General features: G+C 67.8%; 18 protein-coding genes and 1 riboswitch. Of the genes, 6 read left to right on the forward strand and 12 right to left on the reverse strand.

Annotated elements, in window-relative coordinates; genetic code table 11:
* Window positions 1-9 precede the first annotated feature (9 nt).
* The gene (locus KAQ61_RS16990) at window positions 10-3324 is read left to right on the forward strand and encodes a bifunctional diguanylate cyclase/phosphodiesterase (RefSeq protein ID WP_210929922.1); all 3315 of its coding nucleotides are present in this window, start codon (window positions 10-12) and stop codon (window positions 3322-3324) included.
* Window positions 3325-3526: 202 nt separating this feature from the next.
* On the opposite strand, the gene KAQ61_RS16995 is transcribed toward KAQ61_RS16990, so the two are convergent.
* Both KAQ61_RS16995 and KAQ61_RS17000 read right to left on the reverse strand, forming a co-directional pair.
* Window positions 3527-4465 carry a fumarylacetoacetate hydrolase family protein gene (locus KAQ61_RS16995; RefSeq protein ID WP_210929923.1) on the reverse strand — a complete coding sequence of 313 codons (939 nt, stop codon included), beginning with the start codon at window positions 4463-4465 and terminating at the stop codon, window positions 3527-3529.
* Between the two features lie 9 nt (window positions 4466-4474).
* Window positions 4475-4681 (reverse strand): hypothetical protein, encoded by a 207-nt coding sequence (locus KAQ61_RS17000; RefSeq protein ID WP_210929924.1) that lies wholly within the window; start codon window positions 4679-4681, stop codon window positions 4475-4477.
* Between the two features lie 132 nt (window positions 4682-4813).
* On the opposite strand from KAQ61_RS17000, the gene KAQ61_RS17005 reads away from it, so the two are divergent.
* Window positions 4814-6121 carry a Glu/Leu/Phe/Val family dehydrogenase gene (locus KAQ61_RS17005; RefSeq protein WP_051519304.1) on the forward strand — a complete coding sequence of 436 codons (1308 nt, stop codon included), beginning with the start codon at window positions 4814-4816 and terminating at the stop codon, window positions 6119-6121.
* Between the two features lie 51 nt (window positions 6122-6172).
* On the opposite strand, the gene KAQ61_RS17010 is transcribed toward KAQ61_RS17005, so the two are convergent.
* The 7 genes from KAQ61_RS17010 to KAQ61_RS17040 all read right to left on the reverse strand — a co-directional run bounded on the left by KAQ61_RS17010 (window position 6173) and on the right by KAQ61_RS17040 (window position 13478).
* Window positions 6173-7045: an HpcH/HpaI aldolase/citrate lyase family protein gene (locus tag KAQ61_RS17010; protein WP_210929925.1), complete on the reverse strand. Its 873-nt coding sequence runs from the start codon at window positions 7043-7045 to the stop codon at window positions 6173-6175.
* Between the two features lie 11 nt (window positions 7046-7056).
* A complete protein-coding gene (locus KAQ61_RS17015) occupies window positions 7057-7434 on the reverse strand; it encodes a VOC family protein (RefSeq protein WP_210929926.1) in 378 nt (125 codons plus the stop codon).
* 64 nt (window positions 7435-7498) lie between these two features.
* Window positions 7499-8506 (reverse strand): tripartite tricarboxylate transporter substrate binding protein BugD, encoded by a 1008-nt coding sequence (locus KAQ61_RS17020; protein WP_210929927.1) that lies wholly within the window; start codon window positions 8504-8506, stop codon window positions 7499-7501.
* Between the two features lie 106 nt (window positions 8507-8612).
* Window positions 8613-9968: an MmgE/PrpD family protein gene (locus KAQ61_RS17025; protein WP_210929928.1), complete on the reverse strand. Its 1356-nt coding sequence runs from the start codon at window positions 9966-9968 to the stop codon at window positions 8613-8615.
* Between the two features lie 49 nt (window positions 9969-10017).
* Window positions 10018-11190 (reverse strand): CaiB/BaiF CoA transferase family protein, encoded by a 1173-nt coding sequence (locus tag KAQ61_RS17030; RefSeq protein ID WP_210929929.1) that lies wholly within the window; start codon window positions 11188-11190, stop codon window positions 10018-10020.
* Window positions 11191-11348: 158 nt separating this feature from the next.
* Entirely contained in the window at window positions 11349-12515 is a 1167-nt protein-coding gene (locus KAQ61_RS17035; protein WP_210929930.1) for an acyl-CoA dehydrogenase family protein, read from the reverse strand.
* A gap of 69 nt (window positions 12516-12584) precedes the next feature.
* Window positions 12585-13478 (reverse strand): HTD2 family dehydratase, encoded by an 894-nt coding sequence (locus KAQ61_RS17040; RefSeq protein ID WP_210929931.1) that lies wholly within the window; start codon window positions 13476-13478, stop codon window positions 12585-12587.
* A 151-nt stretch (window positions 13479-13629) separates the two neighbouring features.
* Here KAQ61_RS17040 and KAQ61_RS17045 point away from each other — a divergent pair, with 151 nt between their 5' ends.
* Window positions 13630-14532: a LysR family transcriptional regulator gene (locus tag KAQ61_RS17045; protein ID WP_210929932.1), complete on the forward strand. Its 903-nt coding sequence runs from the start codon at window positions 13630-13632 to the stop codon at window positions 14530-14532.
* 1 nt (window position 14533) lies between these two features.
* Here KAQ61_RS17045 and KAQ61_RS17050 read toward each other — a convergent pair whose 3' ends face one another.
* The 3 genes from KAQ61_RS17050 to KAQ61_RS17060 all read right to left on the reverse strand — a co-directional run bounded on the left by KAQ61_RS17050 (window position 14534) and on the right by KAQ61_RS17060 (window position 17966).
* Window positions 14534-15880 carry a hypothetical protein gene (locus KAQ61_RS17050; RefSeq protein ID WP_210929933.1) on the reverse strand — a complete coding sequence of 449 codons (1347 nt, stop codon included), beginning with the start codon at window positions 15878-15880 and terminating at the stop codon, window positions 14534-14536.
* Between the two features lie 64 nt (window positions 15881-15944).
* Window positions 15945-16916, reverse strand: a complete 972-nt coding sequence (locus KAQ61_RS17055; protein ID WP_210929934.1) for a Bug family tripartite tricarboxylate transporter substrate binding protein — start codon at window positions 16914-16916, stop codon at window positions 15945-15947.
* Window positions 16917-17045: 129 nt separating this feature from the next.
* Window positions 17046-17966 (reverse strand): LysR family transcriptional regulator, encoded by a 921-nt coding sequence (locus KAQ61_RS17060; RefSeq protein WP_210929935.1) that lies wholly within the window; start codon window positions 17964-17966, stop codon window positions 17046-17048.
* Window positions 17967-18036: 70 nt separating this feature from the next.
* Here KAQ61_RS17060 and KAQ61_RS17065 point away from each other — a divergent pair, with 70 nt between their 5' ends.
* From KAQ61_RS17065 to yjjJ, 3 genes are all read left to right on the forward strand, one after another.
* On the forward strand, window positions 18037-18525 hold the full coding sequence (locus KAQ61_RS17065) for a PACE efflux transporter (protein WP_420839346.1): 489 nt from the start codon (window positions 18037-18039) through the stop codon (window positions 18523-18525).
* A gap of 147 nt (window positions 18526-18672) precedes the next feature.
* A riboswitch (S-adenosyl-L-homocysteine riboswitch) is annotated at window positions 18673-18782 on the forward strand.
* 38 nt (window positions 18783-18820) lie between these two features.
* Window positions 18821-21559 (forward strand): methionine synthase, encoded by a 2739-nt coding sequence (gene metH / locus KAQ61_RS17070; RefSeq protein WP_210929936.1) that lies wholly within the window; start codon window positions 18821-18823, stop codon window positions 21557-21559.
* A gap of 124 nt (window positions 21560-21683) precedes the next feature.
* On the forward strand, window positions 21684-23048 hold the full coding sequence (gene yjjJ / locus KAQ61_RS17075) for a type II toxin-antitoxin system HipA family toxin YjjJ (protein WP_210929937.1): 1365 nt from the start codon (window positions 21684-21686) through the stop codon (window positions 23046-23048).
* The last annotated feature ends 27 nt before the right edge of the window (window positions 23049-23075 follow it).

Raw genomic sequence — 23075 nt, forward strand, 5'->3', positions numbered from 1 at the left:
TTTGCACCCATGACCCACCACCGGGAGCTTCGCGAATCGGCGTACTGGCTGTTGGCCCTGCTGGCCGGGCTGCTGCTGGTGCGGATCCTGCCGGCGCCCGATGCGGCGCGCGGATTGGCCAGCTACCTGCCGCTGCACACCATCATGGAGATGCTGTCGATCGCCGTGGCGGCCATGGTCTTCAGCATTGTCTGGGTCACGCAGAAATACCGCCTCAACGGTCGCGCCCTGGTGCTGGGCATCGGCCTGCTGGGCGTGGCGCTGCTGGATCTGTCGCACGCCCTGTCGTACGCCGGCATGCCGGACTTCATCACCCCCAGCGGCCCGGAAAAGGCCATCAACTTCTGGCTGGCGGCGCGGGCCATGGCCGCGGCGGCGCTGCTGTGGGCGGCGCTGTGGCCCCAGGGCTGGAGCGGCTGGCTGGACCGGCGGGGGCGTTACCTCAGCCTGCTGGCCATGGGCGGCATCGTCGGGGCCGTGCACTACCTGCTGCTGGTCCATCCACAGATCATTCCGCGCACCTTCGTGCCCGGCAGCGGGCTGACGCCCCTCAAGATCCAGCTGGAATATGCGCTGATGCTGGCCTACCTCGTGGCGGGGCTGGGCTTCGTGGCCCAGGGCACGCGCGAGCCCGGGCGCATCTACCTGGCGCTGGCGGCGTTCATCCTGGGGATTGGCGAGTACTTCTTCACGCTGTACGCCAATGTGACCGATGTCTACAACCTGGCGGGGCACCTGTACAAGATCATCGCCTACGGTTTCCTGTACCGCGGGTTGTTCGTCGAAACCGTGCGCCAGCCCTATCTGGGGCTGCAGCAGGCCGAAGCGCGCCAGCGCGCCACGCTGGAAACCCTGCCCGACCTGCTGTTCGAAATGGACCGCAGCGGGGTGTACCTGGAGGTGCATGCCAACGATCCCGACAGGCTGGCGGCCTCGAACCAGCAACTGCTGGGCAGGTCTGTGACCGAGGTCCTGCCGCCCGAGGCCGCAGCCACCTGCCTGGCGGCGCTGGCGCAGGCCGATTCCCAGGGCGTGGCCCGCGGCCAGCGCATCTGCCTGTCCCAGGCCGACGGGCTGCGTTATTTCGAGCTGGCCGTGGCCAAGAAGGCGGCGCCCCCCGGGCAACCATCCACCTACCTGGTGCTGTTGCGCGATGTCACGAATGCCGTGCACAACGAGCAGCACCTGATGGCCGAGTCCTTTCTGAATGCCGCCTTGCTGGACCTGCAGCACCACGACGGCTACGAGCTGGAAAGCGATTTTCTGCACCGCGGCGTGGAACATGCCCGGCGCCTGAGCCACAGCCCCGTGGCGCTGCTGTTGTTTGCGCGGCCCGATGAGCAGGGGATGGACCTGGCCATGGCGCTGATCCCGCAGGGCCTGGACCAGCAGGCCGTGGCCCAGGCCCTGCCCTGGCAGGAGGTGCTGCGCCAGCGCCGCGCCGTGGTGTGGCCCAGCCAGTGCGGCGACACCACCCTGGTGCAGCGCTGTGCCTGTCTGCCAGTGGTGGAGGGCGGGCGGGTGCGCATGGTGTTGGCGGTGGGCAACAAGCCCGAGGGCTACAGCGAACAGGACGTGCAGACCCTGCAGGCCCTGGCCGACACCATCTGGCAACGCATCATGCAGCGGCGCCAGGAGGCCATCATCCACCGCCTGTCCGAGGCGCTGGACCAGAGCCCCTCGCCGGTGATGATGACCGACACCCAGGCCAACATCCTCTACGTCAACCGCGCCTTCACCGAGGTCAGCGGCTACAGCGCCGAGGAGGTGCTGGGCCGCAACCCGCGCTTGCTGCAGTCCGGGCTGACGCCGCGCAGCACCTATGCCGAGATGTGGCACAAGCTGCCCCAGGGCCAGTCCTGGCAGGGCGAGCTGATCAACCGCCGCAAGAACGGGCAGACCTACACCGAGAGCGCCTCGCTCTACCCCATCCGCGACGCCTTCGGCCAGGTGACGCACTACGTGGCGCACAAGGAGGACATCAGCCGGCGCCGCGAGGACGAGGAACGCATCCGCGCGCTGTCGAACTTCGACACCCTGACCGGGCTGAGCAACAAGAAGTCGTTCGAGGAACAGCTGGCCCAGGCCATCGAACGCAGCACGGCCCAGCACGATCGGTTGTCGCTGCTGTGGTTCAACCTGGACCAGTTCAAGCTGGTCAACGAAAGCCTGGGTCACGCGGCCGGCGACGAGCTGCTGGTGGAGCAGGCCAACCGCCTGCGCCGCAGCCTGGGCACGCAGGTGCCGCTGGCGCGCTATTCCAGCGACGTGTATGTGGCCATCGTGCCCCGCGCGGACCAGGCGGCCGTGGCGCTGATGGTGCAGGCCGCGCTGACCCTGCTGCAGACGGCGGTGCGCCTGCAGGGGCACACGCTGATGACCGGCGCCTCGGCCGGCGTGGCGGTGTTCCCGGACGACGCCCAGACGGTGGGCACCCTGGCCTCGGCGGCCGAGGTGGCGATGTACCGCGCCAAGCAGGACGGGGGCAACACGCTGCGCTTTTTCGCACCCGAGATGCAGGCGCACACGCGCCGCTCGCTGGAGCTGGCCTCGGGCCTCAAGCACGCCACCCGGCACGGTGAGCTGTTCCTGGTCTTCCAGCCGCAGTGCGCACTGGACAGCGGCGCCCTGACCGGTGCCGAGGCCTTGTTGCGCTGGCGCCATCCGCAGTGGGGACTGGTCTCGCCGGCGGAATTCATCCCGATCGCCGAGCAAAGCGGCACCATCGTGGCCATCGATCTGTGGGTGCTGGAGCATGCCGCGCTGCAGCTGCGCGCCTGGGACGCCCAGGGACTGCCGGAGCTGGTGGTGGCGGTCAATGTGTCGGCGGCGCAGTTCGGCCGCACCCAGTTCGTGGAGGAGGTGCTGGCCACGCTGCAGCGGGTCGGGGTGGCGCCGCAGCGCATCGAGATGGAACTGACCGAGGCCGTGGCGCTGAAGCAGCCCGAGCAGGCCGAGATCACCATCCGCAAGCTGCATGCCGCGGGCTTCCGCGTGGCGCTGGACGACTTTGGGACGGGCTACTCTTCGATGAGCTACCTGAAGCGCTATGCCATCGACAAGCTGAAGATTGACCAGTCCTTTGTGCGCGACCTGGCGGAGCAGGGCAGCGACCAAGCCATCGTCACCGCCATCATCCGCCTGGCCCAGAGCCTGGGCCTGCGCACGATTGCTGAAGGCGTGGAAACCGCCGAGCAGGCGCAGCTGCTGCAGGCCTATGGCTGCGACGAGATGCAGGGCTACTGGTACAGCCGGCCGCTGGAGCCGCAGGCCTTTGCCGCGTTCGCCCAGCGCCACCGGTCGTCGCTGGCCTTGCCACAGTGAGCGCCGCCCGCCGCCCTGGGCGGGGAGGGGGTGGGCGCCAGAGGGGCTGGGCTGCCTGGTCTTTCGCTGGACGGCGGCCGGCCTGTTTGGGCATCCGGGCCGCCCCCCGGCATGGTGGCCCATGCCTTATGGAGTCAAATCGACGTCTAGCGCCCGTCCAACCAGCGCTGGATGCTATGAAAGTGCTGCGAGATCGTAGTGCTTAGAACTGCCAGGCCACCGCGCCCAGGCCCTCAAACTGCAGCTGCACCCGGTCGCCGGCCTGCACGGTGGGGCAACCGGTCCAGGTGCCGGTGGTGACCACGGTGCCGGCCGGCACCGTGCCGTAGTGCTGGGTCACGTGCTGCAGCCAGCCTGCCAGCAGCCAGGTGGGGTCCTGCAGGCTGTGTGTGCCGGTGAACGCCTGGGCCGGCCCCTCGTTGATCTGCAGCGTGCAGGTCTGCCGCATCCAGTCGTGCTGGCGCAGGGGGGCAAAGTCCTGCCAGGGCCCCAGGGCCAGGCCGCCGTGGCACTGGCCGTCGGCCAGCAGCGTCAGTGCCGGGGCCTGCAGGCCTTCGCGCCAGCGGCTGTCCACCCATTCAATCGCCACGGCGCAGGCATCCACCAGGGCGGCGGCCGTGTCTGGGGTGAGTGCGGCCGCGTCGGCGGCGCTCACGTCCTGGCCGAGGCGCAGGGCGATCTCGCCCTCCACCCCACGCAGGCTGAACACCGTGCCCGGCGCGGGGGCCACGTCCACACCGACATGCACGCCCGGCTCGGGCAGGGGCGCATGGACCAGGGGGGCACTGCGCTGCGGGGCGCCCGACTTCCAGTAGCGGGGCACGCTGCCCTCGGGCCACCAGCGCCAGGTGCGCGCCAGGGCGCGCTGCACGGCGCGGGCTGCGTCCGCGTCCTGCAGCATGAAGGCCATGTCCTCGGCGCGTGCCGAGCGCTCGCCCAGCTTGCGCGACCACCACAGGGCGTCGGCAATCGCATAGGCGTCTGCGGGCAGCTCGGGTGCCACCTGGGGCCAGTCGGGCAGGATGTCCTCGGGGTCATCCTTGGCCAGCAGGTTCAGGCCCATTGGCGGCTGGTTGGCAAAGGGGGACGGGCCCTGGGCACAGAAGCCCGTGGTGCAATCTTGGGGGGAATCGGTCGACATGGTTCGGCATCATGGCAAAAGCTGGCGCGGCGTGGCGCGGAGGCGCGCAGGATCCCGCACAGCGCAGGCGGATTCCCTTGCCGCAAACGCGGGATTGGTGCCTGCACCGGGCAGTGGCGGCACGCAAAAAATATCGCGGATAGGCATTTCACAATTGCAGGTAGATAATTTGGCGTTGATGCTGAGTTGCTGATTGTTGAGTGGAAAAGCATCCATATGCATTAAATGCATAGATTGACAAGCAAGAGGCTTTGGACAGCAAGAAGGGCCGTGCGTACGCTGAAAAAAAGCGAGCCCTGCCTGCTTTTTGCTGTGCGTCTGTCGCACCATTTCTCAAAGGTTGTTTCCATGCCAGTCCATGACCATTCCGCGCAATTGATGCAGCACGCGCTGCCCTCCTACCTGAACCCCGACGACGTCGGCCCCTGGGGCACTTACCTGAAGCAGGTGGACCGCGTGACGCCCTATCTGGGATCGCTGGCTCGCTGGGTGGAGACGCTCAAGCGCCCCAAGCGCATCCTGATCGTGGATGTGCCGATCGAAATGGATGACGGCTCGATCGCCCACTTCGAGGGCTACCGCGTGCAGCACAACCTCAGCCGCGGCCCCGGCAAGGGCGGCGTGCGTTTCCACCAGGACGTGACGCTGTCCGAAGTGATGGCCCTGTCGGCCTGGATGTCGGTGAAGAACGCGGCCGTGAACGTGCCCTACGGCGGCGCCAAGGGCGGCATCCGCGTCGATCCGCGCAAGCTGTCCAAGGGTGAGCTGGAGCGCCTGACGCGCCGCTACACCAGCGAGATCGGCCTGCTGATCGGCCCCTCCAAGGACATCCCCGCACCGGACGTGAACACCAATGGCCAGATCATGGCCTGGATGATGGACACCTACTCCATGAACACCGGCGCCACCGCCACCGGCGTGGTCACGGGCAAGCCCGTGGACCTGGGCGGTTCGCTGGGCCGTGTCGAGGCCACGGGCCGCGGCGTGTTCACCGTGGGCGTGGAAGCGGCCAAGCTGACCGGCCTGCCCGTGGAAGGGGCGCGCGTGGCGGTCCAGGGCTTCGGCAATGTGGGCGGCACCGCCGGCAAGCTGTTTGCCGATGCGGGCGCCAAGGTGGTGGCGGTGCAGGACCACACGGGCACCATCTACAACGCCAGCGGCCTGGACGTGGCGGCCTTGCTGGAGCACGTGCGCACCCAGGGAGGTGTCGGCGGCTTCGCCGGTGCCGAATCCATGGCGAACGACGACTTCTGGGGCGTGGGCTGCGACATCCTGATTCCGGCCGCACTGGAAGGCCAGATCACCAAGGACAACGCCCACCGCATCCAGGCCAAGCTGGTGATCGAGGGCGCCAACGGCCCGACCACCCCCGAGGCCGACGACATCCTGAACGACAAGGGCGTGCTGGTGCTGCCCGACGTGATCGCCAACGCTGGCGGCGTGACAGTGAGCTACTTCGAATGGGTGCAGGACTTCTCCAGCTTCTTCTGGAGCGAGGACGAGATCAACGCCCGCCTGGTGCGCATCATGCAGGAGGCCTTTGCCTCCATCTGGCAGGTGGCCCAGGAGAACAAGGTCAGCCTGCGCACGGCCACCTTCATCGTGGCGTGCAAGCGCATCCTGCACGCCCGCGAAATGCGCGGTCTGTACCCCTGATCGTGCGCTGCGCGCACCTCTCAAAAAAAGCGGCCTTTGGGCCGCTTTTTTTCATGCCGTGGGGGCCGTGCGCTGCTGTGCCCAGGCATGCCGCTGCAGCGTGCGCTGCGCCAGCTGCAGCACCGGGGCATCGACCATCTTGCCGTCGACCGTGCAGACGCCCCCGGCAGCGTCGGCCATGGCCTGCACGACGGCCTGGGCCTGGGCCACGGCGGCGGCGCTCGGGGCAAACACCTGGTGGACCGTTGCCAGCTGCGCCGGGTGGATGCACAGCTTGCCGCCGAAGCCCATGCGCAGGGCCCGCTGGCTGTCGGCGGCGGTGCGGGCCGCATCGCGGGTGTCGACGGTCACGCCGTCAATCGGCGCGGCCAGGGCCGCGCGGCGGCTGGCCATGACCAGGGCCATGCGGGTGGGCAGCAGCTCGCCTTCGTCGGGGCCGCACTGCATGCCGGCATCGACCTGGAAGTCCAGGTGGCCAAACGCCAGGCGCACCACCTGCGGCGCCTGGGCCAGGGCATCCACAGCATCCAGGCCGGCCACGCTTTCGATCAGCGGCACCAGGGCGCAGTGGGGGCCGGTCGCCTGGGCCAGCTGCTGCAAGGTGGCGGGGTGGTCGGCCTTGGGCACCACGGCGCCGGCCACGCCCAGCTGCACCAGGCGTGCCAGGGCCTGCACGTCCGCCGTGAACCAGGCCGTGCCGGTGGCGTTGGTGCGCACCAGCAGCCGGGCGCGCTGCGCGGCCGGCAGGGCCTGCACGGCCGCTTCCAGCATGCGGCGGGCGTCCGCCTTGGCGCCCGGGGCCACGGCGTCCTCCCAGTCGGCAATCACCAGGTCGGCGCCGCTGGCCAGGGCTTTGGTCAGGCGCTCGGGCTGGCTGGCCGGAACGAAGAGGAAAGAGCAGGCATTGCGCAGCAGGGGGGACATGGTCGACGGCGTCACGGGTATTGGGAAAGCTCGATCAGGTTCTGGTCGGGGTCGCGCACATAGACCGAGGTGATGGGGCCTTGCGCGCCGGTGCGGGCCACCGGGCCGCATTCGACCGCAATGCCATGCGCGGCCAGCCGGGCTTGGACCTGGTCCATGGGCAGCCGCGTGATCAGACACAGGTCCAGGGCGCCGGGCGTGGGGTGCTGTGCCTTGGGCTCGAACTCGCGGCCGGCGATGTGCAGGTTGATCTTCTGCGCGCCGAAGACGAAGGCCTTGCGGCCCGCGCCGAACACTTCCAGCTGCATGCCGAGCACGGTGCAGTAGAAGTGCGTGCACGCGGCCTCGTCGGTGGTCGTCAGCACCAGGTGGTCCAGGTGGTCAATCATGGGGACAGTCTCCAGGTGGGCGGCGCGCGGGGCCGCCACCGGCCGCCGCGCGCCTGTCGGGGGCTTACTCGGCCGTGACCCCGGTTTCACGGATCACCTTGCCCCAGCGCGCCACTTCGGCTTCCAGGTGCTTGCGCAGGCCTTCCGGCGTGGCCTTCTCGGGCGAGACCAGGTCCGAGCTCAGGTCCGCGATGCGGGCCTTCACGGTCGCGTCCTTCAGGGCCACGTTCAGCGCCTGGTTGATCTTGGTGACCACCTCGCTGGGCGTGCCCTTGGGGGCGTACATGCCGTGCCAGACCTTCACGTCAAAGCCCTTCAGGCCCTGCTCGTTCAGGGTCGGAATGTCGGGCAGCGAGGACAGGCGCTCGGACGTGGTCACGCCGAACACCTTGGCGCGCTTGCCATCCTTGATCACGGGCACGGTCTGGGTCGTCTGGTCGCACAGCAGGTCGACCTGGCCGCCCATCAGGTCGTTCATGGCCGGGCCGGCGCCCTTGTACGGGATGGTGGTCAGCTTCACGCCCAACTGGTGCATGAACAGCATGCCGCACAGCTGCGACACCGCACCGATGCCGGCGTTGGCCAGCGACACCTTGTCCTGGTTCTTTTTGACGTAGTCCTGCAGCTCCTGGAAGTTGTTGGCCGGGAAGTCCTTGCGCGACAGCAGCGTCATGGGCACGTCCAGCACCTGGCCGATGTACTCGAAGTCCTTGAGCGGGTCATAGGGCAGCTTCTTGTACAGCGCCGGCGCGGTGGCCATGCCCATGTGGTGGATCAGGATGGTGTAGCCGTCGTTCTTGGACTTGGCCACGCGCGTGGGGGCGATGGTGCCACCGGCGCCCACCGTGTTCTCCACCAGCACACTCTGGCCCAGGCTCTGGCCCATGGGCACGGCCAGCAGGCGGGCGACCACATCGGTGGGGCCGCCGGCGCTATAGGGCACCACCAGGGTGACGGGCTTGTCGGGCCAGTTGCTGGCCAGGGCCGGGCCCACACTGCAGGCCAGCACGGCCCCTGCGGCGCAGGCCTTCAGTGCCCAGCGGCGCGAGGAAGAGGTGGATGGGTGGGTCATGGTGGTCTCCTAGGTAGAACATGGGACGGGCGTTGTCGGTGTCGCCTCTGTGCCCGGGGGGAACACATGCCGGCGGCCCCCGCCACCGGCATGCAAAAACAGTTGCTCAGTCCAGCAGGCGCTGCACACGGGGCCACAGGGCCACCTGCCACAGCCGGGCCACGGCCTGCGCGGCGGGCACCTGGCTGCCATAGGCCGCCAGGCGCAAGGCCTTGTCGGTGATCTCCTGGCGGCTCAAGGTGTTGCCCGGGTCGCCCTTGGGCTCGGCCACCCGGCCGTGCAGCGTGCGGCCATCGGTGGTTTGCACCGTGACCTTGCCGATCCAGCGCTGCGGGTAGGCGGTGTCCACCTCGGTGTCCAGCACCATCCGCACCTTCTCGCGCAGCGCCACAGTGTCCGGGGCCAGGAAGTGGCTGTCGAATTCGGTCAAACCCGCATGGCCAAAGCGCGCGGCCAGGGCCAGCACGGTGCCCATGGAGAACTTGCTCTGGTGCACCGTGCTGGGCTCCACCACGGGGCCCAGCACATCGATGGCGCCCTGGTGCACATGGCAGGTCACCTGGGCCAGGTCGGCGGGCTGCAAATGGTTGTGTTGCATCACCTGCAGCAGCGCATCGGCGGCCGGGTGGGTGTGGCGGCAGGAGGCATGCCACTTGAAACTGGTTTCGGCCGTGGCCCAGCGTGTGCCCAGGCCGTCGCTCAGCTTCGCGGGATGGGCGTCCGTGCTCATGCCGGCGGCCAGGCCCTGTGGCCCGGTGAAGATGTCCTGCGCGCCGGTGAAGCCGTCCTTGGCCAAGTAGGCCGCCATCAGGCCGGCCGCGGCGGCGTGCGCGGTGTGCAGCTGCTTGCTGTCGGCGGCGGTGCGCAGAAACTCCCACAAGCCCGCCGACTGCGTGCCGGCCGAACCAAAGGCGTGCTGCATCTGCGCCGGTGTCAGGCCCAGCAGGTGGCCGACGGCGGCGGCCGCGGCCAGCGTGCCGGCGGTGGCCGTGGTGTGGAAGATGCGGTAGTGGCTGCGCCCCAGGAACTCGCCCACGCGGATGCCGACTTCATAGCCCGCCACGCAGGCGGCCATCAGCTGCGCGCCGCTGGCGCCCAGGCTCTGGGCCACGGCCAAGGCCGGCGGGAAGACCACTGCTGCGGGGTGGAACACCGAGCCGTTGTGCACATCGTCCTGTTCGGCCACATGCGCGGCCGCAGCATTGGCCAGTGCGGCCATCATGGGGGATGTTGTGGTGCTTTGGCCAATGACTTCACATGGCCCCGATGCCGGGCCCTGCGACAGCGCAAAGCGCGCAATGCTGTGCACCGGGCGGGCGTTCTGCCCGGCCAGCACCGAGCCGAACCAGTCCACCCACAGGTCCTCGGCCTTGCGCTGCACAGGCTGGGGCACATCGTCCCAGCGCAGCTGGGCGGCAAAGGTGGCCAGGGGATGGATCTGGATGGCAGTTTCTTGCTTCATAAGGTCTCCGGTACAGGCAGGGCTTGCGCTGACTGCTATGTTTGGTGCATCAGGCAGCGGCCAGCGCGGCGATCTGCTCGGCGCTCCAGCCCAGCTCGGCCAGGATGCTGGCGTTGTGCTGGCCCACGGCGGGAATCGGGTCCATGCGGTAGTCGAAGGCGCTGTTCACGCCGGGTGGCAGCAGGGCCGGCACCTCGCCTGCGGGCGTGCCCACGGTGCGCCAGCGCTGGCGCGCCTGCAACTGCGGGTGCTGCCACAGGTCGGCCATGTCGTTGACGCGGGCGTTGGCAATGCCGGCGGCCTCCAGCCGCTCCACCACCTGCGCCGCCGTCAGCGCGGCAAAGGTCTGCAGGATCAGCGCCTGCAAGGCTTCGCGGTGGGCGTTGCGCTGGGCGTTGGAACAGAAGCGGGCGTCGGTGGCCACTGCGGGCTGCTGCAGCACGGTGTCGCAAAAGGCCTTCCATTCGCGCTCGTTCTGCAGGCCCAGCATCACGGTCTTGCCGTCCCCAGCGACGAAGGGGCCATAGGGGTAGATGCTGGCGTGGCTGGCACCGGTGCGCGGCGGCGGTGGCGCGCCGTCGTAGGCGTAGTACAGCGGGTAGCCCATCCACTCGCCCATGGCTTCGAGCATGGACACGTCGATGTGGCTGCCGCTGCCCGTCTTGCCGCGCAGCAGCAGGGCCGACAGGATGTTGGTGTAGGCGTACATGCCCGCGGCGATATCGGCCACCGAGATGCCGGATTTGCTGGGCGTCTCCGGCGTGCCGGTGACCGACAGGAAGCCGGCCTCGCTCTGGATCAGTAGGTCGTAGGCCTTCTTGTCGCGGTAGGGGCCATCGGCGCCATAGCCGCTGATGTCGCAGACGATGAGCTTCGGGTTGTGCGCCTTCAAGGCCGCGTACGACAGGCCCATGCGCGCGGCCGCGCCGGGTGCCAGGTTCTGCACCAGCACGTCGGCGGCCTTCAGCAGCTCCAGCAGCGCCTGCTTGGCCTGGGGCTGTTTCACATCCAGCGCCAGGCTTTCCTTGCTGCGGTTGATCCAGGTGAAGTGCGAGGACTGGCCGTTGACGCGCTGGTCATAACCGCGCGCAAAGTCGCCGCTGCCGGGCCGCTCCACCTTGATGACGCGCGCCCCCAAATCGGCCAGCTGGCGCGTGCAAAACGGTGCGGCCACCGCGTGTTCCAAAGAGACGACGGTGATGCCGTCAAGAGGTCGAATCATGTGCAATCCAATATCCGAAGTGGGCCTGCAATGCGGCGCGGCCTGGGCCAGAGACGCCGAGCCAGGGCCGCCCCGCAGCGAGGGCGTCGTCCCCCTGCCCGCAGCGCACAGCGCGAGCGAAGGGGGAGGCGGTGCAGCCGCTCAGGGGGTTGTCCATGTCAGAAAGAACGGGGCAGGCCCAACAGGTGCTCGGCCACGTAGGAATAGATCAGGTTGGTCGAGATCGGCGCCACCTGGTACAGGCGTGTCTCGCGGAACTTGCGCTCCACGTCGTACTCGCAGGCAAAGCCGAAGCCGCCGTGGAACTGCAGGCAGACGTTGGCCGCTTCCCAGCTGGCCTTGGCCGCCAGGTACTTGGCCATGTTGGCCTGGGCCCCCATGGCTTCGTGCGCGTCGAACAGCTCGCAGGCCTTCCAGCGCATCAGGTTGGCGGCTTCCAGTTCGATGAAGCTCTCGGCAATCGGGAACTGCACGCCCTGGTTCTGGCCGATGGGGCGGCCAAACACGTTGCGGTCCTTGACGTACTGGGTCACGCGGTCCATGAACCAGTAGCCGTCGCCGATGCACTCGGCGGCGATCAGCGTGCGCTCGGCGTTCAGTCCGTCGAGGATGTACTTGAAACCCTGGCCCTCCTGGCCGATGAGGTTCTCAGCGGGGATCTCCAGGTCCTCGAAGAACAGCTCGTTGGTCTCGTGGTTGACCATGTTGGGAATGGGGCGCACGGTCATGCCCTTCTTTTCCGCTTCGCGCAGGTCGACCATGAAGATGGACATGCCTTCGCTCTTCTTGGTCACCTCGGCCAGCGGTGTGGTGCGCGCCAGCAGGATCATGAAGTCGCTGTGCTGGATGCGGCTGATCCAGACCTTCTGGCCGTTGATGACGTAGCGGTCGCCCTTCTTGACGGCGCTGGTCTTGATCTTGGTGGTGTCGGTGCCGGTGGTGGGCTCGGTCACGCCCATGGACTGCAGGCGCCAGGCGCCCGAGGCAATCTTGGGCAGGTACTTCTGCTTTTGTGCCTCGGAGCCGTGGCGCAGCAGCGTGCCCATGTTGTACATCTGGCCGTGGCAGGCGCCGGAGTTGCCGCCACAGCGGTTGATCTCTTCCATGATCACGCTGGCCTCGGTCAGGCCCAGGCCCGAGCCGCCGTACTCCTGCGGGATCAGCGCGGCCAGCCAGCCGGCCTCGGTCAGTGCGTGGACGAACTGCTCGGGGTAGGCGCGTGCCTCGTCCACCTGGCGGAAGTACTCGTCGGGGAAGGCCTGGCACAGGTCGCGGATGGCGTCGCGGATCTCGTGGTGGTTGTGGGAGAGGGTTTTTTCGATCATGGCGGTTTCAAGCGTTTTGGGCCTGCAGCGCTTGTCCGGCAAGCGCTGGCAGCTCCTGTTTTGGATGTGTCAGGCCAGGGTGGCGGTGGCCTGCATGGTCAGCCAGCCTTCGTGGTCCTGGGCCCACAGCTCGATGGTCTTGCCGTCGGCCGAAGGCTTGCCATGCACGCTGAAGGCGTGCAGGTCGAAGGTGGGGCGCACGGCCTTGAAGCTGAAGCTCTGCACCTGGGCCTGGGGCAGGCTGCGGCGCAGCAGGTCGATCAGCAGCGTGGCGATCAGCGGGCCGTGCACGATCAGCCCTGGGTAGCCTTCCACCTCGGTCACGTACTTGCGGTCGTAGTGGATGCGGTGGCCGTTGAAGGTCAGCGCCGAGTAGCGGAACAGCAGCACGTCGTCTGGCGTGATCACGCGCGACCAGCTTGGCTGGCCGTCCAGCGGCGGGCGCACGGGCACGGGGGCCGCATCCCCGGGCTGCGCGGCGGCGCGGTAGACGATGTCGTGCTCCTCCGTCAGGGACACGCCCTGGGCGTTGCGGAACTGGTGCTCCACCAGCACGAACAGCAACTCGCCCGAGCGCCCGGCCTTGTGCGTCACCGAGCGGATGGTGGACACGCGCTCCATCGCCTGCCCGACCTGCAGCGGGTTGGCCGTGTCCCAGCGCAGGCGCCCGCCGGCCCACATGCGGCGTGGCAGGGGCACGGGCGGCAGAAAGCCGCCGCGTTGCGGGTGGCCGTCGGGGCCGATCTCGCTCTGGCGGGCGTGTGGCAGAAAGTACAGCCAGTGCCACAGCGGCGGCACGGCCGTGCCGGCGTGGGGGGCGGGGTCATCGCGGTCCAGCGTGGCCGACAGCGCACGCAGCGGCGCGGCGGTGATGGTGTCGGGCGTGGTCTCGGACTTGCCTTGCCAGGATTGCAGATGGGCCAGCAGGGCGGGGTCGATCTGGGGTGTCACAGCGTGGTTCATGCGGCGTTCTCTCCATCAGGCACGCGGCCTGGAGCAGGGGGTGTTGCCGCCATCTTCTGGCGCCGCCAGGCTTTCTACAATCACAGCTTTTGGGAGCAAGCCTTCGGTTTTTCAAAAGCCAGGCGCACCCTGGTACTAACCCGGAATCACCATGCGCCTTGAATTGAAAGACTTCCAGCTGTTCCTGCAGGTGGCCAAAAGCGGCAGCCTCACCAAGGCGTCGGAGCAATCCCACCTGTCACTGGCGGCCACCAGTGCACGCATCAAGGCGATGGAGGAAGAGGCCGGCATGCCTTTGCTGATTCGAGAGGCTCGCGGCGTGCGCCTAACGCCGCCGGGCGAGGCTTTCCTGTTCCACGCCCGGGCGATGCTGCAGCAGGCCCAGCAGCTGCAGTCCGAGTTGCAGGAGTACGGCGCCGGCCTGCGCGGCCATGTGCGGGTCTTTGCCAACACCACGGCGGTGACGGAGTTCATGCCCGACATCCTGGCCGCCTACCTGATGGCGCACCCGCACATCAGCGTGGACCTGCAGGAGCGCCCGAACGCCGCGATCGCCAGCGACATCCGCGAAGGCCGCGCGGACCTGGGCATCATTGCCGGCGAGGTCGACACGCACGGCCTGCGCAGCCTGCACTTCAGCACCGACCGCCTGGTGCTGGTGGCGCCCAACGATGCGCGCTGGCAGGGCGTGGCCGCGGTGGCCTTTGCCGAGGTGCTGCACGAGCGCTTCGTGGGCATGCACCGCAGCAGCACGCTGCAGACCTTTCTGAGCCAGATCGCCCAGCAGTTGGGGCAGACGCTCAAGCTGCGCATCCAGGTGTCGAACTTCGATGCCATGTGCCGCATGGTCGCGGCCGGGGTGGGCGTGGCGGTGGTGCCGGAAAGCGCGGCCCTGCGCAGCACCGCCGATGGCCGGCTGTGCCGCATCGCGCTGAGCGACGCCTGGGCGGTGCGCCCGCGCTACATGCTGGTGCGCGAAGGCGTGGCGCCGGCCAGCCATGTGCAGGAACTGATGGCCGCCGTGCAGCGCCACCACGCAGTCCCGCCCGCCTGAGTCAGCGGCGCTGGGCGCGGTCCACGGACCACAGGTAGTTCATTTCGGCGCAAAAGGGCTGGGCGCACAGGGCGCGGCCCTGGTACTGGCAGCCGGCGCGGTTGCAGAACAGCGATTGCTCGTTGGCGTTCTTCGGCTGCTTGCGGCCCTGGCCTTCGGCCTGCGCCTGGGCCATCAGCAGCCAGGGGTCGGTGGCCTTGTTCTGCAGCATGGCCTGCACCTCCTGCGGCACCAGGTGGGCGGGCAGATAGACCGACGCGGCCTGCGCGCTCTGCACGGCCTGGGCCAATGGCTGAAACTCCAGCTGCAGGATGGCGCTGGTGCGCATGGCCTGGGCGGCGGCCGCGGCCGGTGTGCCGGGCAGCACCTGCGGCTGCATCACCAGGCCCATGCTGCCGCTGCTCAACTGCTGCACGCTGCCGGCAAACGGCAGCTGCAGCAGGCCCGCCAGGCTGGGCATGCCTGCCGGGGTGGATGGCCCCGCCCAGGCGATGGGCAGCGCAGCACCGGTGGGGGTCGCGCCAGGGCCTTCGGCTGGACGCGGCAAGGCCGCCCCCAGGGCCGCCTGGGCCTGGGCCCAGGCCACCGGCACGCGCAGCGACAGCGTGAAAGCACGTTCGCCATCCGTGCCCTGCACCACCCCTTGTTGCACCAGCCAGTTCTGCAGGCTGGGCAGGCGGATGTCGGCCGTGGCCGTCCCAGCCGCCTGGGCGGCCTGTGGGGGGGCGGCCAGGGCGGGCGGTGCGCCCTCTGCCGCCGCGGCCTGCCCGGCCAGTTGCAGCACGGCATTGGCCAGGGCCGTGGGCCAGGCCTGCAGGCTGACCAGCTGCTGCGGCAGCGGCTGGCCGGCGGTGGCGTTCTGCAGTAGGGCGGTCACGAAGGCCTGCAGCTGTGGGCTGACCCCGGCGGCCGGCCAGTTGCCGGGCAGGGTGGCACTGCCGGCCGGAATCTGGGTGACCAGATTGGCCACTAAATGGTGGAAGGCGTCGAGCTTGACGGCCAGTTGCGCCTGGGGCGACAGGTTGACGGTCTGGGCCAGGGCCGCCTGCACGGCGGCCACCACCGGTGCCACCTGGGCTGCACGGGCCGGTGCCGTGACACTGCTGGTGGCTGTGGTGGCTGTGGTGGCTGTGGTGGCTGTAGTGGCTGTAGTGGCTGTGGTGGCTGTGGTCGTCGGCGGCGCTGGGGATGCCGGGGCCGCCGGCGTGCCGGTGCTGGCCGGTGGCGGCAAGCCCTGGGCGGCCGCTGCCGCACCAAAGCCCGCACCGCCCGTGCTGGCGCCGGGGGGCGTGACGGAGGGGGCCGCCAGGGGCGGGGTGCTGCTGGAGGGGGGAAGGGCTTGGGTCACGCGCCGACTGTAGTGCAAAACCTGGCGTGCCCATGCACGGCCGGGTGGCGCGTGCGCCGGTGGCTCAGAGCTGGATGTTGGCCTGCCGGATGATGGCGGCGTTGTTGCGGCTTTCCTGCTGCAGCAGGGCGGCAAATTCCTGCGGGCTGTGGTGCAGGGCCACGTTGTCGGTGCTGCGCAGCGTGTGCTGCACGTCGGCGGCGGCCAGGGCGCGCTGCACCTCCTGGTTCAGCCGGGCCACGATTTCGGGGGGCGTGCCGGCGGGCGCCATGAAGCCAAACAGCGAGGTCAGGTTGGCCGCGGGCATGCCCAGTTCGGCCAGCGTCGGCACCTGGGGCTGGTTGGGCGCACGCTGCGGCCCGGTGGTGGCCAGCACGCGCAGGCGGCCCTGTTCGATCAGGCCGTTGATCGTGCCAAAGGGGTTGCCCAGCATGACCTCGAAGTGGCCGCCGGCCGCATCGTTCACGGTCTGGCCCACGCCCTTGTAGGGGATGTGGGTGAAGCGGGCGCCGGTCTGGGCCTGGATCTGCTCCAGCATGATGTGCCCGACCGAGCCCATGCCCGAGGTGGCCATGCGGATGCTGCCGGGCTGGGCCTTGGCGCGCGTCAGCAGCTCCTGCCAGCTGGTGGCCGACAGGGCGCTGGTGCCCAGCACATAGACCGGCGAATACATCATCGGGGCCACGGCCACGATGTCCTTGAACGGGTCGTAGGGCAGCTTGCCCAGGTGGGGCGACAGGGTCAGCGGGCTGATGGCGCTCAGGGCCAGGGTGTAGCCGTCGGCCGGGGCGCGGGCCACGTCGGCCATGCCCAGGGTGCCGCCGGCACCGCCCTTGTTCTCCACCACCAGGGCCTGGCCCAGTTGCTGGCCCAGGTGTTCGGCCAGCTTGCGGCCGACGCTGTCGGTGACGCCGCCGGCGGCGTAGGGAATCACCACGCGCACCGGGCGGGTGGGCCAGGCGGTTTGCGCCAGCACGCTGCTGGGCAGACCCAGGGCGGCGGCACTGACGGAGAGGAACTGGCGGCGATCGATCATGCGGGGACTCCTTGGTGCGGGGTGGGGCAGACAGGCATGCTGGCGCACCGCGGTCACCCCCTCAAGAGGGTGGACCCGAGGCCGCCAGCCGGTGCCCCCCGCAAGCAAGGACAGTGCCGCGCCGCGCGGTCAGGGCGTGCGCCCCCAGGGCGCGTGCTGGCGCAGCCCCTGCACGAAGTGCTGCGCAGCCAGGCCCAGCGGCCGCTGCTGGGACCACACCCAGTCAACGAACAGGCGCGTGCCGTTGCTCAGGTTCTGCATCGGGATCTCCAGCAGCGTCTGGGCCGCGATGTGCGACTCCACCAGGCCCTTGGGCAGCCAGCCCCAGCCCAGGCCGGCGCTGATGAGCTGCAGCGCCGCCTGGTGGCTGTCGGTGCGGCACAGCTGGCGCGAAAAGACGAAGCGCGGGTCGGTCTGCTGCGGGTCGCGGCTGGCGACCAGCACCTGGCGCTGGCCCAGCAGGTGGTCCACGCTCAGGCGCGCACCGGCGCCGTGCAGGGCCTGCTGCGCCTGCCACGGGGCGAAGTGCGGGGCCATCACGGCCACCAGCACCTCGTGGCCCATCTCCTGGAAGTCCTCGCGGCCGTCCAGGCTGCTGCGCTCGAACACCAGGGCCAGCTGGGCCCGGCCGGCGTGCAGCAGCTCCAGCGCATCGGCCTGCGGGGCGACCAGCACTTCCAGCGCCAGGGCTGGGTAGCGCTCGGTCACCGGGCGCAGCGCGTCGGCCCAGGGGGTGGTCAGCAGCTCCGGGGCAATCGCCAGCGTCAGCCGCTCTTCCAGCCCCTGGTGCAGGGCCAGGGCCTGCTGGTTCAACTGCTGCAGCTGCTGGGCCAGCAGCCGGGCCTGGGGTTCCAGGGCGCGCGCGGCGGCCGTGGGCGTGGGCTCGCGGCCCCGGCGGTCGAACAGCTGCAGGCCCAGTTCGGCCTCCAGCTGGCCCACGGCCATGCTGACGGCGGAGGGCACGCGCCCCAGTTGGCGCGCGGCGGCTGAGAACGAGCCGGTGTCGAGCACGGCCAGGAACAGCGGCACTTGTTCGGGGGGGAAGGGCATGGCTGACCTATCAATAAAACTGAAATAACCTAACTTTTGCTGTCAATTTTATGAACATACACTGCGCCGCATGTCTGTTTCTTCCGTGTCTTCTACCGTGTCAGTTGTTTCCCAGGCCGTGGGCCTGCAAGGCGCCAAGCGCCGCATTGTGTTTGTCGGTCTGTACGAGCTCATCGCCATCGTGGCCTCCAGCCTGCTGTTCATGGCCATCGGCCAGGGCGCGGGCAGCTCCGGCGTGATGGCCGTGGTGGCCTCGACCCTGGCCATCCTGTGGAACCTCAGCTTCAACTGGCTGTTCGAGCGCTGGGAGGCCCGCCAGGCCACCAAGGGCCGCTCGGTGCTGCGCCGCGTGGTGCATGCCGTGGGATTCGAGGGCGGCTTGGCGCTGATCCTGATCCCGCTGATGGCCTGGTGGTTCGGCATCTCGCTGTGGGAAGCCACGGTGCTGGAGGCCGGCTTGCTGGTGTTCTTCCTGATCTACACCTACGTCTTCAACTGGTGTTTTGACCGTGTCTTCGGCCTGCCGGCCTCGGCCCAGGTGCTGGCGCCCCAGGTCTGATCTACGTTTTTGATAGCTGCTGGCGCTGACTGCATAAGTGCTGGCAGCCAAAAACACCTTCCATCGCCCGCCAGCGCCCCCGCCGTCACCGGGCATAGCGCATGCAGGCTGCCGCAATCCGCCGCAGCCCTCTAAAATCACGGGCTTCGCCCCAAGGAGCGCTGCAGCAGCGCGCGAGCCAGTGATTGGCTGCGCTGTCAGGCTTGGGGCCTGCGGCTGTTGTGCAGCAGCCGCCACTGCAACGGCGTTCACCTGTTCCCACGATTGACTGAGTTTTTTCACACAGGTGAGTGCGATGACCGTTGCTGCCCCCGTTTCTATTCCTCCCATGCGCCTGTCGGGCCTGGAGCCCGTGTTCATCGGCGAGGACACGCTGTTCGTCAACGTGGGCGAGCGCACCAACGTCACCGGCTCCAAGGCCTTTGCGCGCCTGATCCTGAACGAGCAGTACGAAGAAGCCCTGGCCGTGGCGCGCCAGCAGGTGGAAAACGGCGCGCAGATCATCGACGTGAACATGGACGAGGCCATGCTGGACAGCAAGGCCGCCATGGTGCGCTTTTTGAACCTGATCGCCTCCGAGCCCGACATCGCCAAGGTACCGGTGATGGTGGACAGCTCCAAGTGGGAGGTGATCGAGGCCGGCCTGCGCTGCCTGCAGGGCAAGGGCATCGTTAACTCTATCTCCATGAAGGAAGGCGTCGAGGAGTTCAAGAAGCACGCCAAGCTGGTCAAGCGCTACGGCGCGGCTGCCGTGGTGATGGCGTTTGACGAAAAAGGTCAGGCCGACACCTTTGCCCGCAAGATCGAGATCTGCGAACGCGCCTACCGCATCCTGGTCGATGAAGTCGGCTTTGCGCCCGAGGACATCATCTTCGACCCCAACATCTTTGCCGTGGCCACCGGCATTGAAGAGCACAACAACTACGGCGTGGACTTCATCGAGGCCGTGCGCTGGATCAAGCAGCACCTGCCCGGTGCCAAGGTGTCCGGCGGCGTGTCCAACGTCTCGTTCTCCTTCCGCGGCAACGACCCCGTGCGCGAGGCCATCCACACCGTGTTCCTGTACCACGCGATTGCGGCCGGCATGGACATGGGCATCGTCAACGCCGGCATGATCGGTGTCTACGACGACCTGGAGCCCACGCTGCGCGAGCGCGTCGAGGACGTGGTGCTGAACCGCCGCCCCGATGCCGCCGAGCGCCTGCTGGAGATTGCCGACAGCGCCAAGGGCGCCGCCAAGGACGACAGCAAAAAGCTGGAATGGCGCGGTACGCCCGAGGCCCCCAAGACCGTGGGCGAGCGCCTGGCGCACGCGCTGGTACACGGCATCACCGACTTCATCACCGAGGACACGGAAGAGGCCTACCAGCAGGTGCTGGCCAAGGGCGGCCGTCCGCTGCATGTGATCGAAGGCCCGCTGATGGACGGCATGAACATCGTGGGCGACCTGTTCGGCGCCGGCAAGATGTTCCTGCCCCAGGTGGTCAAGTCCGCGCGCGTGATGAAGCAGGCCGTGGCCCACCTGGTGCCCTACATCGAGGAAGAAAAGCGCCAGCAGGAAGCTGCTGGCCTGGACGTGACCAGCAAGGGCAAGATCGTCATCGCCACCGTCAAGGGCGACGTGCACGACATCGGCAAGAACATCGTCACTGTGGTCCTGCAGTGCAACAACTTCGAGGTCATCAACATGGGCGTGATGGTGCCCTGCCACGAGATCCTGGCGCGCGCCAAGGCCGAGGGGGCCGACATCATCGGCCTGTCCGGCCTGATCACCCCCAGCCTGGAAGAGATGCAGTACGTGGCCGGCGAGATGCACAAGGACGACTACTTCCGCATCAAGAAGATCCCGCTGCTGATCGGCGGCGCCACCTGCTCGCGCGTGCACACCGCCGTGAAGATTGCGCCCAACTACGAAGGCCCGGTGGTCTATGTGCCCGATGCCTCGCGCTCGGTCAGCGTGGCGCAAAGCCTGCTGGGCGAGGGCAAGCAGGCCTATCTGGATGAACTGGGCGCCGACTACGACAAGGTGCGCAGCCAGCACGCCAACAAGAAGAAGACCCCGCTGTGGCCCCTGGCCCAGGCGCGCGCGAATGCCGCCGTGGTGGCCCACACCCCCGTGGTGCCACGCGTGCTGGGCCGCCGCGTGTTCAAGAACTTCGACCTGGCCGAGATCGCCAGGTACATCGACTGGGGCCCGTTCTTCCAGACCTGGGACCTGGCCGGCCCCTACCCTGCCATCCTGCAGGACGAGATCGTTGGCGAGCAGGCGCGCAAGGTGCTGGCCGATGCCCAGGCCATGCTCAAGAAGATCATCGAAGGCCGCTGGCTGCAGGCCAACGGCGTGATGGGCCTGTTCCCTGCCAACCGTGTGGGCGACGACATCGTGTTCTACACCGACGAGTCACGCAGCCAGGTGCTGACCACCTGGTATGGCCTGCGCCAGCAGACCGAAAAGCAGGCCGTGGACGGCGTGTTGCGCCCCAGCCGCTGCCTGAGCGACTTCGTGGCCACCAAGGATTCGGGTATTGCCGATTACGCCGGCCTGTTTGCCGTGACCGCCGGCATTGGCGCCGAGAAGAAGGACAAGGAATTCGAGGCCGCGCTGGACGACTACAGCGGCATCATGTTCAAGGCCCTGGCCGACCGCCTGGCCGAAGCCTTTGCCGAATGCCTGCACGAGCGCGTGCGCAAGGACCTGTGGGGCTATGCTGCCGACGAACAGCTGAGCAACGAGCAGCTGATCAAGGAGCAGTACCAGGGCATCCGCCCCGCGCCCGGCTACCCCGCCTGCCCGGACCACACGGCCAAGATCGACCTGTTCAAGGTGCTGCAGGCCGAAGAGATTGGCATGACGCTGACCGAAAGCCTGGCGATGAATCCCGCCTCCAGCGTCAGCGGCTTCTACATCGGCAACCCCGAGGCCAGCTATTTCAACGTGGGCCAGATCGGTGAAGACCAGTTGGCCGACATGGCCGAGCGCCGTGGCATGGACATCGACGCATTGCGACGCTTCCTGGCGCCGAATCTGGGGTGATGGGCGAGTTGTTGAGAGCGAGAAAAAGGCCACGCGGTGCGTGGCCTTTTTCTTTGTATTTTCTATTCAATCCGGTGGCAACTTGTTTGTAAAAATTAGCCAAAATTGCCTTTAAGTTTATGAAATGTATTACTGGCAATCATTTTTTATCTATTCAATAATCTATTCAAATATTTATTCATCTTCCACAATCATGTCCAATGCCCGGTCTGAATTGATGCAGAGCATGCTGTCGGTCTTGCTCCAGCATGGGCAGCCGCTGCGCAGCGTGCAGTTGCAGGAACGACTGCAGGTGAGCCAGCCTACTGCCTCGCGTGCGTTAGCGGCGCTGGTGCAGAGCGGGGATGTGGTCAAGCTGGGGCAGGGACGCAATCAACACTACGGGGTACCGCGTCATGTGTTCGGCGTTGGGCCGCAGATACCGGTGACGGCGGTGGATGTGACCGGTCGCTTGCAGGCCCTGGGCACACTGCATGCGTTGCATGGCGGTGGCTATTGGGTCGACGGTGAGGGGCTGCGCGCCATGTTGAGTGGCGGTGCCTACTTCGATGGATTGCCATGGTTGATCCAGGACATGCGCCCCCAGGGGTTTTTAGGGCGTCGTTTTGCCAAGCAGCACTGGGGGCAGGCGCTGGGCAGCGATCCCCGCCAGTGGAGCGACGACGATATGTTGCTCGCGATCTCAATGTTTGGTGACGATTTGCCGGGCAATCTCATCGTGGGAGAACCTGCCTTGCAGCGCCACTTGCAGCAGGTCGGCCAAGGGTGGCCCGTGGCGGAGCCCGAGGACTACCCTGCGTTGGCACAGGCTGCCATGGACGGTGCTGTGCCAGGCTCCAGCGCAGGCGGGGAGCAGCCCAAGTTCTGCTGTGTAGATGGTGAGGGGCGCAGTTGGATCGTGAAATTTTCCTCCGCGGAAAGCAACCCGGTGGCGGATCGTGTCCGCAGGCTGCTGCGTTGCGAGCACCTGGCGTTGCAAACCCTGCAAGCGGCAGGACAGCCTGTCGCACACACCGAATTGCATGCGTTGGAGGGCCGCGTCTTTCTGGCTGCAGAGCGTTTTGACCGTTCAGAGCCTGATTTGTTGGGACAGACGCCGGGACGCATCGGCATGGTGTCGCTGGAGTCCTTCAACGCCGAGTTCGCGGGCACGGTCGATCAGTGGTCGAGAACTGCGCAGCGCTTGCACGACCTGGGTTTGCTGAGCCAGGAGGAGATGCGGCGTTTGAAGCTGTGGGATGCCTTTGGTCAGCTGATTGCCAACACCGACCGCCACTACGGAAATATCTCGCTGCTGTGGACTGGCAGGCGTTGGGCATTGGCCCCTTGCTACGACATGCTGCCCATGCGTTTCATGCCGGTGCAGGGGGAAGTCCCTGCATGGAGTTGGTCCATGGACACGGTCCAGCCCACGGCCGCCATGCTGGAGGTGTGGGATGAGGCCCAGGCTTTGGCTCAGACCTTCTGGGGCTGGGTGGAGCAGGGGTGAGCCTTCGGTCCTTGAGAGGCTGGATTC

The sequence above is a fragment of the Comamonas aquatica genome, from assembly GCF_018064205.1.
GTDB classification, from domain to species: Bacteria; Pseudomonadota; Gammaproteobacteria; order Burkholderiales; family Burkholderiaceae_C; genus Comamonas; species Comamonas aquatica.